General features: G+C 66.7%; 12 protein-coding genes. 1 reads left to right on the forward strand and 11 read right to left on the reverse strand.

Annotated elements, in window-relative coordinates; translation table 11 throughout:
- Positions 1–17 precede the first annotated feature (17 nt).
- The 8 genes from AB4Y34_RS18925 to gspG form a co-directional block, all read right to left on the reverse strand.
- Complete coding sequence (locus AB4Y34_RS18925; protein WP_176380605.1) at positions 18–797, reverse strand: type II secretion system protein N; 780 nt, start codon at positions 795–797, stop codon at positions 18–20.
- 28 nt (positions 798–825) lie between these two features.
- Positions 826–1,329 (reverse strand): type II secretion system protein M, encoded by a 504-nt coding sequence (locus AB4Y34_RS18930; protein ID WP_176380604.1) that lies wholly within the window; start codon positions 1,327–1,329, stop codon positions 826–828.
- Positions 1,326–2,735: a type II secretion system protein GspL gene (gene gspL / locus AB4Y34_RS18935; RefSeq protein WP_368716846.1), complete on the reverse strand. Its 1,410-nt coding sequence runs from the start codon at positions 2,733–2,735 to the stop codon at positions 1,326–1,328. Before gspL ends, AB4Y34_RS18930 begins: the two co-directional genes overlap by 4 nt.
- 28 nt (positions 2,736–2,763) lie before the next feature.
- Positions 2,764–3,873, reverse strand: a complete 1,110-nt coding sequence (gspK, locus tag AB4Y34_RS18940) for a type II secretion system minor pseudopilin GspK (RefSeq protein ID WP_368716847.1) — start codon at positions 3,871–3,873, stop codon at positions 2,764–2,766.
- 1 nt (position 3,874) lies between these two features.
- Positions 3,875–4,549, reverse strand: a complete 675-nt coding sequence (locus AB4Y34_RS18945) for a type II secretion system protein J (RefSeq protein WP_184226173.1) — start codon at positions 4,547–4,549, stop codon at positions 3,875–3,877.
- The gene (gspI, locus tag AB4Y34_RS18950) at positions 4,527–4,970 is read right to left on the reverse strand and encodes a type II secretion system minor pseudopilin GspI (protein WP_176380600.1); all 444 of its coding nucleotides are present in this window, start codon (positions 4,968–4,970) and stop codon (positions 4,527–4,529) included. The genes AB4Y34_RS18945 and gspI overlap by 23 nt, the downstream gene beginning before the upstream one ends.
- 1 nt (position 4,971) lies before the next feature.
- A complete protein-coding gene (locus tag AB4Y34_RS18955; RefSeq protein ID WP_176380599.1) occupies positions 4,972–5,511 on the reverse strand; it encodes a GspH/FimT family pseudopilin in 540 nt (179 codons plus the stop codon).
- 177 nt (positions 5,512–5,688) lie between these two features.
- Positions 5,689–6,153 (reverse strand): type II secretion system major pseudopilin GspG, encoded by a 465-nt coding sequence (gspG, locus tag AB4Y34_RS18960; protein WP_176380598.1) that lies wholly within the window; start codon positions 6,151–6,153, stop codon positions 5,689–5,691.
- Positions 6,154–6,289: 136 nt separating this feature from the next.
- Here gspG and AB4Y34_RS18965 point away from each other — a divergent pair, with 136 nt between their 5' ends.
- Positions 6,290–6,703, forward strand: coding sequence for a type II secretion system protein N (locus AB4Y34_RS18965; protein WP_176109897.1), 414 nt, complete (start codon positions 6,290–6,292; stop codon positions 6,701–6,703).
- Positions 6,704–6,779: 76 nt separating this feature from the next.
- Here the strand turns inward: AB4Y34_RS18965 and gspF are convergent, their stop codons facing one another.
- From gspF to gspD, 3 genes are all read right to left on the reverse strand, one after another.
- A complete protein-coding gene (gene gspF, locus AB4Y34_RS18970; RefSeq protein WP_176380597.1) occupies positions 6,780–7,997 on the reverse strand; it encodes a type II secretion system inner membrane protein GspF in 1,218 nt (405 codons plus the stop codon).
- Positions 7,998–8,001: 4 nt separating this feature from the next.
- The gene (gene gspE / locus AB4Y34_RS18975) at positions 8,002–9,516 is read right to left on the reverse strand and encodes a type II secretion system ATPase GspE (RefSeq protein WP_368622997.1); all 1,515 of its coding nucleotides are present in this window, start codon (positions 9,514–9,516) and stop codon (positions 8,002–8,004) included.
- Positions 9,517–9,521: 5 nt separating this feature from the next.
- Positions 9,522–11,200 (reverse strand): type II secretion system secretin GspD (gene gspD / locus AB4Y34_RS18980; RefSeq protein WP_368716848.1); only part of this gene is annotated, 1,679 nt, incomplete at its 5' end.

Consider the following 11,200-nt stretch of genomic DNA (forward strand, 5'->3'; position numbering starts at 1 on the left):
CGCGCGCGAAGCGCACCTCAGTGCATGAACGTCAGCGCCACCGTATCCGGCCCGCTCGGCCGGCCAAGCAGGTTCAGCAGGCCGGCGAGGTTGTCATGCTGTTCCGGCGCGGCGCTCGCCGTGCCACGAAACGACGTCGATGCGGCCGACATCGTGCCGCTGCCGGTCAGCGTCAACGGTCCTTTGATCGTACTCAGATCGAGCGCCGACGACTTGCCCTGCGCCTGAAACCTGACCCGGTACGACCCGAGCGGCTTCACGAGCGACACACGCGAGCTGACGTCGTCGAGCGTCATCGTCAGTTGGCCGAACGCTTCGCCGTTGAAGCTGCGCCAGTCGGTCCACGACAACTGCACATTGCCCTGCAGATCGAGCGTGTTGAATGGCGCGCCAAGGCCCGCGAGCAGCGACGCCGGCACCGCGAGCACGCCCGGCGTGACGGTTGCGCCGCGCGGCGTCGCATCGACCGTGATCGGGTCGGGCATTGCCTCGCTATGGCGCATGACCATGCGCACGCGTCCGGTGAAAAGCGGCCAGAACGCGGTGCGCCACTCGATCCGCCCAGGCAGCAGCGTCGCCGCGCTCATATCGGAGCCGGCGGCCAGCATCAGCGTCGCCGAGCCGTGCCACAGCGAGCCCTCGGCGTCGACGAGATTGACGTGCCCGTGCGTTTGGCGCGCGAACTGCGGCGTAATCCACGCGGCCGGCAGCAGCGCGAGCGTCACGGCGGCCACCGACAAAACGGCGACCACCAGCCACGGCAGCGCCCTACGCAGGCGCCACATCCAGTAATTCATGCGAGATCCTGTAGCGAGCGGCGCGTCGTTATTTCGTGCTCGACGGTTGCAGCGCGACCGTCAGATCCACCTGGCCGTCGTCTTTCAACGCGCTGATATGCGCCTCGGAGACCTGCACCTTGAACTGCTTTCGCACGTCATCGACCCACGCGGTCCAGGCCGGAAACGCGACGTTTTTCATCTGCACCTGCACTGCGTTGCCGACGAACTGCACCTGCGTCGCGGCAAGTCCATGCTCGCTGAGCGATGCGGAGAGCGCGTCCTTCAGCGCCGCGCCGGTCGGCGCGACACCTTGCGCAGCCGCCGACAGCGAACGCGCCTCGTTCGCCTGCGCGGTCATCTGCGCGAGCTGCCGCTGCAGGCTGGGCAGCGATTGACGCAAATGCGCGCGGCCTTCCTGCGCGGGCGCCCATAGCACCGACCACGCGATCGCCACCGCGAGCGCGGCGCCGCCCCACGTCAGCAGCGCCTTTTCGCGATCGGTGCGCTGGTCCCAGAAGCCAGCCCATGTTTGAGCGAGTTCAGCTTTCATTGTCCGTTCCTGATGGTCCACTTGCCGGTGCTGCTGTCGATCGCGCCGGTCAGGCCGTTGCGCGCGAGGCGCTTGGCGAAGTCGGGGTCGACCTTGATCGCGGGTTTGAAGGTCACGTCGAGGCGGTGCTCGTGATAGTCGAGCGCGGCGATGCCGTTGACCGGCAGCGGCGGCAACGAGCGTGCGAGGCCGTCGGCGAGCGACAGGAAATCCTCCGGCGACAGCTCGCCCGCCGCGACGCGCAGCTGTTGCACCTGACGCGCCATCTGATCGGGCGCGTCGAGCACGACGGTCGTCTTCGGGAACGTGTTGAGCAGCAGCTCCGTCATCTGCGCGTTGATCGCGTCGCGCTGACGCGCGAGCATCAGCCACTGCACGTTCGCGCCGATGATCGCGACGACGAGCGCGGCGACCGCGAGAACGATCGGCAAACGCAGACGCCGCAGCGTCGCGCGATCGAGGCGCCACGGCTGCGACGCGAATTCGAACTGGCACAGGTCGAAGCGGCATTCGAGCGCGCGCCGAGCGAGCTGCTCGAACGGCAGCGGACTCGCGCCGTGGATATGCGAGGCGAGCCGCGCGGGACTCGTCGTGGGGTGGTTGGGCTCGTTACCCGGCACTTCGGTCAGCATGTACAGCGACACCGGCGCCGCTCCCGCCAGTGCGGAGAGGGTCGCGTTCACCGCATTGGCCGGGGCCGCGAGACCCTCGCCCTGCACGCCGCGCGCAATCGCCAGTTCGACGCGCGGCACGCCGCTGTCGACCGCGCCTTCGACCAGCAGCGCGGGCGCGGTCTGCACGACCGCACCGAGCACCGCGGCCACCATCGGCACGATGGACGGCGCTTCGGGCGCGACCACCGGCGCGACGCCCGGCAGCGACGTCGCGACGCTCGCCGCGCCAGCCATCACCGGCTCGCGCGCCTCGGCGGTTTCGTCGACGTTCGCGGCGACTTCGATCACCGGCGCCGGCGGCAGGCAACGCGTGACCGGCACCGCGCGCAGGCTGCGATGACCGGCCGCCGTGAACGCCTCGCAGATGAAACGGAACCAGCCGCGATCGATGATCGCGAGCAGGTGCCGGCCTTCCCCAAGCCCCTGCGGATCGACCGCGATATGACAGGTCTGCGGGTCCTGGATCAGTTGATCCTCGACGATATTGGGCAGCGCCTGGCGCAGCTTCGGGCCGCGCAGCGGCGGCAGCGTCGCGGGCATCAGCAGCAGGTCGCGCGCGGCGACCATCAGCACCGTCGTGTTCGCGCGCGGCAGCAGCGCGAGCGCCGAGCGCCCGGCGCGCTGCGTGCGCTCGGCCTTGTCGAGCAGCACGAACGGCAGCTCGGGCAGTTGCCACTCCTGCGAGGGCACCGCCGGATCACGCGGCGGCAATAGGACGATCAGCGTGCTCAAAGGCCACTCTCTCTGTGGATTGCGTTATTCATAGTTGGTCTTGTACCCGCACGATACGCGTAGTGTGAGTCAGCGGATCGCGATAGACGAGTGTCGTGCGATCCACTTCGGCGCGCTCGTGCTGCACACTGCCGTGGACTAAAAAGTAGCTCGAATTGACGTCGAACTGATTCGGATCGATCGACGCCGATTGCACGCCGGCGGCGGTCAGCGCGAGCTGCACGTCGCCGGCGTTGCGGAAAAACACGGTCTGGCGCCGCGCGACCAAGGCCTGCGCCTGCGACACGGTCATGCCCGGCACCACCGCCGCGATCACTTCGGCCGACGCGGTGTTCATGTTGATCGCGGTGACGGTCGGAAGCACGGTGACGAACGGCCGCAGCTTTGCGACGATCTCCGGTGTGTAGCCCGGAATGTCGAGCAGCGAATCGACGCCCGTCATCAAGAGCGGCGCGACCGCCACGTCGTCCTCGCCGTCCTCGATGCCGGGCTGGTTCGTGAAGTTGCCGCCCGTCATCCCGCCGCCGCCGACGTGCGGCGAGCTGCTGATCGACGTGCCGGTCTGAAAGCGCGTCGCCGATTGTGAGAGCCCCGCGCGCACGTGCAGCGCGGTCACTTTGGCCAGCTGCCCGCTCAGGCCGAGCGACACCAGCAGGCGCTGATACGCGGCCATCTGCTCGGCGCTGATTTGCGTCACGCCGGGCGCCGGACTCGCGACCAGATTGCGCAGATTGAATCTGGACTGCGCGTCCTCGATCGAGCCCGACAGGTACGTGGCCGCGCCTTGCTCAGCGCGCACCTCGCCGATCTGGCCGAGAAAATCCGACAGCCGCGTTTTCGCGATCGGCACGCCCCACAAGCCGCCCAGATACGTGATGCCCGCCGACGTGTCGCCTTCGGAGCGCAGGATCAGCCGGGTCCAGTCGAGCGCGCCGCGCGCGACCCATTGCGCCTGGGACAGCAGCCGCTGATTCTCGATGCGGCGGATCTGCACCTGCTGGCGCCACAACATGCCGGACACGAGGATCGCCGACAACGCGACGACGAGCAGCGCGCTGATGATGGCGGCGCCTCGCTCGCGTGCACGTGCGCGCGAAGCGGATGGGGACTTCTTCGGCAACGACGAGGAGAACGTCATGTCATTCTCCGACCAGAAAAACGCGCGTGACCGGCTTTGCGAGCGATGTCGCGCCGATGCTGACCTGGAGCCCCGTCACCGAGCGCGGCATCGGCGCGTTGCCGAGTTGCGGCACCTTCAGATTGTTGACGGCCTGGTTCATCGCGGTTTGCACGTCGTTCATCTGGATGGTCCAGCCGAGCTTCGGCACATACATGCGCGCCGAGATCGAGCCGACGCCGCCCATCAGCGGCACCGCGGTCCAATCTTCGTCGCTGCCGTGCAACGCGCGCCGCAAGTCGCCGACGTTGCCGATCGGCGGCGACGCATAGCGCACCACGCGGCCGTTCGAGATCTGATAGCGCACCACCTGCAGACGCGGCGCGGTGCCCGGCAGCACCATGTGCCGCACGATCTGCAGCGTGTTGCCGGAGACCGAGACCGCGGCCTGGCTGGCTTCGTCGTCGCTGGCGGCCTGGCGCGCGTCGATGCGCATCTGGTCGAACAGCTGGGCGAACACCCGCTCGTCTTCCATCGCGTTCGTGATCGTCGAGCGGGCACGGATGATCTGATCGAGCCCGCGCCACGACAGCACCGCGATCACCGCGAGGATCGCGATCGCGACCAGCAGTTCGATCAGCGTGAAGCCGCGCGCGCCGTAACGGCGGCGGCGCTCACAGCGAGCGGTTGATTTCATTCGCGACCACCGTGACCATCTGGGCGAGATTGCCGGACTGGCCGGGCATCGTCACCATCACTTCGACACGGCGAAACACCGGATTCGGCGTCGCCGTCACATGCTCGGTACAGCGCAGTTGCAGATTGCCTTGCGAGCAATCGAAGCTCGTCGAGCCGATGTCCGGCCATGCATGCTTCAGATGCAGGTCCGCGAGCGCGTTGTCCGCGCTCCAGCCGGCGAGCAGACGCCGGTGCAGATCCGCTTCGCCGCTCGCCAGACTGCCGACCGCGCGCAGCGACGCGGCAAGCGCCACCGCGATGATGGCGAGCGCGACCAGCACCTCGATCATCGTGAAGCCGCGCTGGTTGCGGCACGCGATAGCGCGCGTGTTGCAAAGAGAAAAGGCATGGGCGGGCCTGCCATAACGTCGCATCCGCATGTCAGCGCACCTCGTAGCGGCCATTGCCGGTACTGACGATCGTCGCCTGTCCGGCCGCCGAAAACAGCGTGACCTGCACCGGCACGTCGATCGCCTCGGTACCGAACACGATGCGATCGGCGTGCGAATCCGAACCCGGGAAACTGATCGCGACACTGGTCACGCCGCCTTCCCACTTACGCGGCCCGAGCAGATCGTCACGCAACGGACGCCAGCCGTCCTGGGTGCGCTGATCGAAACGGAAGCCGCCTTCGAACGGCTGCCACGCGATCGGCCGCGCCCGCACCTGCGCTTCGTCGCCAGCCGATTCGAACAGCAGCGCGAGACGCTGCGCTTCTTCGTTCAGATCGGTGCGCGGATTGCGGGTCATCGTCAGCGCGGTCAGCGACACGAGCAGACCCGCGATCACGAGCACGACCATCATTTCGAGCAGCGTGAAGCCAGCCGCGCGGCCGCGGCGTTGCCGGGAGCGCGGCCGTGAAGCCGTACACGGAGTGTCCACGCGGGACTTGCAAGCGGACGTGCGCATAGTGCCGGCCATCGACGATCAACGAATATTCAAACAGCAATGCATCGGTGAAGCACGCACGCTTCGTCGGGCCACGCAAATTGCGGCGCGGCGGGCAGGGCGCCTGGTGAAACCAGCGGCCAACCCAGTGGCAACGAGGGCGCGTGCGTGAACATCATCGAGCCTGACGGGATGCTCTGTTAAGCGTGCTTATTGCCAGGACCCGACGTCGGCATCGTTGCCTTCGCCGCCCGGTTTGCCATCGGCGCCGTAGCTGAACACATCGATCTCACCGTGCACGCCCGGATTCAGATACTGATACGCGTTGCCCCACGGATCGTTCGGCAGACGCTCGAGATAGCCGCCGTCCTTCCAGTTGTTCGGCACCGGGTCGGTGGACGGTTTTTCGATCAGCGCGCGCAGGCCCTGTTCCTGGGTCGGATAGCGGCCGTTGTCGAGGCGATAGAGTTTCAACGCCTGCATCACGGTGCCGATGTCCTGCTTCGCGGCGACGCGCCGCGCTTCGTCCGGACGGCTCATGATCTTCGGCACGATCAGCGCGGCGAGAATGCCGAGAATCGCGATCACGACCATGATTTCGATCAGCGTGAACCCGCGTTGACGACGGCCGCGTGAACCCGCGTTGTCAGCGCGGCGAATGGTCGACAGTTGCATAGCTTGCTACCTCTTTTCAGGTGAAATTTTCGGCTCGGGTTGTCAGATTGAACACGCCGGGCCGGTCATTTTAATGTCATGCAGTTGAAGGCTTTCAACCCACCGCAATATTCACAATAGTCCGTACAATGTGCGCATGAACGCCATCCAAATCCGCCTCCTGTCGCTCGCGCTGTTCGCCGCTTTCTGCGCGACGCTCACCTACTGGGTCATCACGCTCACCACGATGTCCGGCGCGCCGCTACCGGCTGCCGCCGCACACGCGCAGGTCTCGACCGACCAGGCCGCGACGCTGTTCGGCGGACAGCTCGCGCGCAACGTCAATCAGGACATCCATCTGTTCGGCATCCTCGCGTTGAGCGAAGGCGCCGCGGCGATCGTCAGCGTCGGTGGCGAGCCGCCGCACGCGGTGTCGCTCGGCAGCACGCTGATGCAAGGCACGAGGCTCTCCGAAGTTCGCGCCCGCTCGATCATCATCGACCGCAACGGCGCCCACTCGGAAATCTTCCTGCCCGCCAATTCCAGCGGTCCCACCATTTACGTGCGCTGAAACTTGAAGCGGTTGCGCGGCTGATACGGCACGCCGCGCAAATCCTTTCTTTTCCTTCCTCGCGCTACGGCTGCTGCTACTGCACGAGGTTGTTCAGTTCGATGATCGGCAGCATCACCGCAAGCACGATCACGAGCACCACGCCCCCCATCGCCAGAATCAGCAGCGGCTCGAGCAGGCTCGTCAGGAACATCGTGCGACGCTCCAGCTCCCGCGCTTCGCCGTCGGCCGCGCGATCGAGCATCGTCGTCACGTCGCCGGTCGCTTCACCCGAGCGGATCAGGTGCACGAGCACCGGCGGAAACGTCTTCGTGTTGCCGAGCGCGCGCGACAGCGACGTACCTTCGCGCACCCGCACGATCGCATCGTCGATGTTCTCGCGCATTGCGTTGTTGCTGAGCGTATCGGCCGCGGCCTGCAACGCGCGCAGAATCGGCACGCCCGCCGCGGTCAGAATGCCGAGCGTGCTGGCGAAGCGCACGGTGTTATAGCCGCGCACCAGCTTGCCGAGCAGCGGCGCGGTCAGCAGCCAGCGGTCGAAGGCAAGACGCGGCCCCGGTTGCCTGAGCGTCGCGCGCACCAGATAGACGACCACGATCACGCCGATCAGCATCGCCCACCACCAGTGCCGCACGAAACCAGACAGCGCCATCATCACGATCGTCAGAAACGGCAGTTGCTGCTTGGTGCTCGCGAACACGTTGACGACCTGCGGCACCACATAGCTGAGCAGGAACGTAACGATGCCGAACGCGATGATCGTGACGATCGTCGGATACGTGAACGCCAGCACGATCTTCTGCTTCAGGGCATTGCGCTGCTCGATGTAATCGGCGAGCCGCGACAGCACCAGGCCGAGCTTGCCCGTGTGTTCACCGGCCGCGACGAGCGCCCGGTAGATCTCGGGGAAATCCTTCGGATGCTGCTGCAGCGCGTTCGCAAGCGAATGACCGCCGAGCACTTCGGCGCGAATCGCCGCCATCAGCTCGCGGATGTAGTCGCGCTCCGACTGCTCGGTCAGCACCGAGAGCGCTTCGTCGAGCGGCAGGCCCGCGATCAGCAGACTCGCGAGCTGCCGCGTCAGAATCGCCTGCTCGCGCTGCGACAGACGACGCCCGAGCGCGAGCCGCTGATTGCGCTCGCCGCGCGTGCGCGACGCCGCCGGTTCGACGACGAGCGGCGTGAGTCCCTGCGAACGCAGGTTGGTGCGCGCGCCGCGCGCACTGTCGGCGTCGAGCACGCCTTTTTGTGCCTTGCCCGCCGCGTCGATCGCTTCAAAACGGAATGCCGGCATGCGCTTATGCTCCGCCCGTCACGCGAATCACTTCTTCGAGCGACGTCAGTCCCGATGCGAGCCAGCGCTCCGAATCCTCGCGCAGCGTGCGCATGCCTTGGGCGCGGCCCGCTTCGAGAATTTCGGCATCGGCCGCGTTGCGGTGGATCAGCGAGCGGATCGTTTCGTCGATCAGCAGCAGCTCGTAGACGCCGCGGCGTCCCGCGTAACCGGATTGGCCACAACGGTCGCAGCCGACCGGATGCCAGCGCTTGCTGCCGTCTTCCTCGGTGCGCTCTTCTCGGCACACCGGGCACAGTCGCCGCACCAGCCGCTGCGCGAGCACGCCGAGCAGCGACGAGGCGAGCAGATACGGCTCGACGCCCATGTCGGTCAGACGCGTGACGGCCGATGCCGCGTCGTTCGTGTGCAGCGTGGCGAGCACCAGGTGGCCGGTCAGCGATGCCTGCACCGCGATCTGCGCGGTTTCGAGGTCGCGGATTTCGCCGATCATGATGACGTCCGGGTCCTGACGCAGAATCGAGCGCAATGCGCGCGCGAAGCTCATGCCGATCCGCTCGTTGACCTGGGTCTGGCCGATGCCGGACAGGTCGTATTCGATCGGGTCTTCCACCGTCATGATGTTGGTGGTTGCCGTCTCCAGTCGCGACATCGACGCATACAGCGTCGTCGTCTTGCCTGAGCCGGTCGGGCCGGTCACGAGCACGATGCCGTGCGGCTTGCCGATCAGCTTGTCGAACTGGCCGAGCGTGTCGGATGCCATGCCGAGCGCTTCGAGATTGAGCCGCGCCGCGTCTTTCTCGAGCAGACGCAGCACCGCGCGCTCGCCGTGGCCCGTCGGCAGCGTCGATACCCGCACGTCGACCGGACGACCGCCAACGCGCAGCGTGATGCGGCCGTCCTGCGGCAAACGTTTTTCCGCGATGTCGAGCTGCGCCATGATCTTGATCCGCGAGATCAGCGCGCCGTGCAGCGCTTTCTTGGGCCGCACCACGTCGCGCAGCGTGCCGTCGACGCGAAAACGCACTACCGACGCATTCTCGAACGGCTCGATATGGATATCCGATGCCTGCTCGCGCGCCGCTTGTGTGAGCAGCGCGTTGATCATGCGGATGATCGGCGCGTCGTCTTCCGATTCGAGCAGATCCTCGACCTCGGGGATGTCCTGCATCAGCCGCGACAGATCGACTTCGCCTTCCACTTCGCCGACCACCTGCGCGGCGCTGCCATCCTGGCGCGCATAGGCCTGGTTGATCGCCTGCGCGAGATCGTCGGCGGGCACGCGCACGACCGACACTACGCCGTAGTTGCGCGCGATTTCGGCAAGCGCGGCTTCGCTCGTGCGTTCGCTGATCCAGACTTCGAGGCTATCGGCATGCTGATGCGCGACCAGAATCTGGCCGCTGCGCGCAAAACCGTATGGCACGAGCCGGGCGGCAAGCGGCGAGGGTGCCGCGCGCTCGCCGGCCGCGGCATCGCCGTTCAGCGGACGTTGCGAGGGCGCGGTTTGCGCGGGCATCTGCGTCACGGACGCGCTCCCGGCGACACCGTGCTCGGCACCGGGCCGGTCGCCGGCTCGACGACGGCCGGTTGCGGCATGGTTTGCGGCACCGTCTGCGGCACGGGTTGGGTTGTGGTCTGCGCGCCAGCTTGCGGCACGGCCGGCGCGCCGGCTTGCGGTACGGCCTGCGGCGGTACCTGTTGAGGCACCTGTTGCGGTGCCTGCTGCGGCATCATCTGCTGGCGGCGCATCTGGTTCAGGTCGAACAGGTTCATCGCCGGCACCCCGCCCTGGCTCGGGCCGAGCGGCATCGGCGGCACGACCGGATCATCGCGATCCCTCATGACGTTGTTATCCTGACGGTACGCGCCCTGCACACCCTGGATGTAGTCGTAGCGGTTCGCCGTGACGGCCTGCGTGGTGTCGCGGTCGGCGAGAATGACCGGGCGCAGGAACACCATCAGGTTAGTCTTGTTGCGCGTCTTCTGCTCGGAGCGGAACAGCTGGCCCAGCCAGGGAATGTCGCCAAGCAGCGGCACCTTGCTGTTGCTGACCTGGTAGTTGTCCTGCATCAGGCCGCCGAGCACGATGATCTCGCCGTTGTCGCACAGCACGGTCGACTGGATCGAACGCTTCGTGAATTCCGGGCCCGCCGGGTTTGTCGCCGCGTTGTTCGTGCCGTTCACGATCGCCGAATCTTCCGTGTAGAGCAGCAGCTTCAGGATGCCGCCGTCGGTAATCTGCGGCTTCACGTGCAGCGTCAGACCGACGTCGACACGGTCGAACGTATTGAACGCCGCGCTCGTCGTGCCGCTCGTCAGGTTCGAGTACGAACCGGTCTGGATCGGCACGTTGGTACCGACGATGATCTTCGCCTCTTCGTTGTCGAGCGTGATCAGGTTCGGCGTGGACAGCACGTTCGCGTCTGCGGTCTGCGACAGCGCCTGCAGCAGTGCGCCGAGACCCTGCACGCCGAAGATGTTGTGGATCCAGCCGACGTTCAAGCCCTGTTGCAGGCCCTGGCTGCCTAGCGCCGTCGCGAGACCGCCGGTCGAACCAGCCGCGGCCGCCGCGGCCGTCAGGTTGATGATGCTGTTGCCCGAGCCAGTCGCCAGGTTGGTACCGGCAAACAGATTGCCGTTCGCGACCTGCCACTGAATGCCGAGGTTGCCGCTCGTATTCGAGTTCAACTCGACGATCAGTGCCTCGATATACACCTGCGCGCGACGCGCATCGAGCTGGTCGATCACCGCGCGCAAGTTGCGGTACGTCGCTTCGGGCGCGGTGATGATCAGCGAGTTGGTCGCGGAATCGGCGGTAATCATGCCGCCGCCCTGATCCTCGCTCTTTTCCTTGTCGCCGCCGAGAAATCCGCCGGTATTACTGCTCGAGCCCGAAGCGCCGCCGCCCATCGGCGAGTTCATCGAGCCGCCGCCGAGGCCGCCCGACGGCAACGGCGGCGTGCCCGACGAGCCCGTCGAATAGCTGCTGCTCGACAGACCGCCACCGCCGCCACCACCGGCGCCGCCGCCGCCGCTCGTGTTCTGGTTGAACGAGTTCGCCTCGTTCGCGCCGCCCGACGAGCCCTCGCCGCCGCCCTTGCCGAGCATGCTGCGCAGCGTGCGCGCGAGCTTCGTCGCGTCGGCATTGCGTAGCGGCACGACGTGGATGTTGCCCGGCATCGCGGTCGGCATGTCGAGCT

It is taken from the genome of Paraburkholderia sp. BR10954 (assembly GCF_040965775.1).
Lineage (GTDB): Bacteria > Pseudomonadota > Gammaproteobacteria > Burkholderiales > Burkholderiaceae > Paraburkholderia > Paraburkholderia youngii.

Bases quoted from the DNA above. Each gene is read 5' to 3' on its own strand.
- AB4Y34_RS18925 (WP_176380605.1), bottom strand. From the start codon at position 797: ATGAATTACTGGATGTGGCGCCTGCGTAGGGCGCTGCCGTGGCTGGTG.
- AB4Y34_RS18930 (WP_176380604.1), bottom strand. From the start codon at position 1,329: ATGAAAGCTGAACTCGCTCAAACATGGGCTGGCTTCTGGGACCAGCGC.
- gspK (WP_368716847.1), bottom strand. From the start codon at position 3,873: ATGACGTTCTCCTCGTCGTTGCCGAAGAAGTCCCCATCCGCTTCGCGC.
- AB4Y34_RS18945 (WP_184226173.1), bottom strand. From the start codon at position 4,549: ATGAAATCAACCGCTCGCTGTGAGCGCCGCCGCCGTTACGGCGCGCGC.
- gspI (WP_176380600.1), bottom strand. From the start codon at position 4,970: ATGCGGATGCGACGTTATGGCAGGCCCGCCCATGCCTTTTCTCTTTGC.
- AB4Y34_RS18955 (WP_176380599.1), bottom strand. From the start codon at position 5,511: ATGGCCGGCACTATGCGCACGTCCGCTTGCAAGTCCCGCGTGGACACT.
- gspG (WP_176380598.1), bottom strand. From the start codon at position 6,153: ATGCAACTGTCGACCATTCGCCGCGCTGACAACGCGGGTTCACGCGGC.
- AB4Y34_RS18965 (WP_176109897.1), top strand. From the start codon at position 6,290: ATGAACGCCATCCAAATCCGCCTCCTGTCGCTCGCGCTGTTCGCCGCT.
- gspF (WP_176380597.1), bottom strand. From the start codon at position 7,997: ATGCCGGCATTCCGTTTTGAAGCGATCGACGCGGCGGGCAAGGCACAA.
- gspE (WP_368622997.1), bottom strand. From the start codon at position 9,516: ATGCCCGCGCAAACCGCGCCCTCGCAACGTCCGCTGAACGGCGATGCC.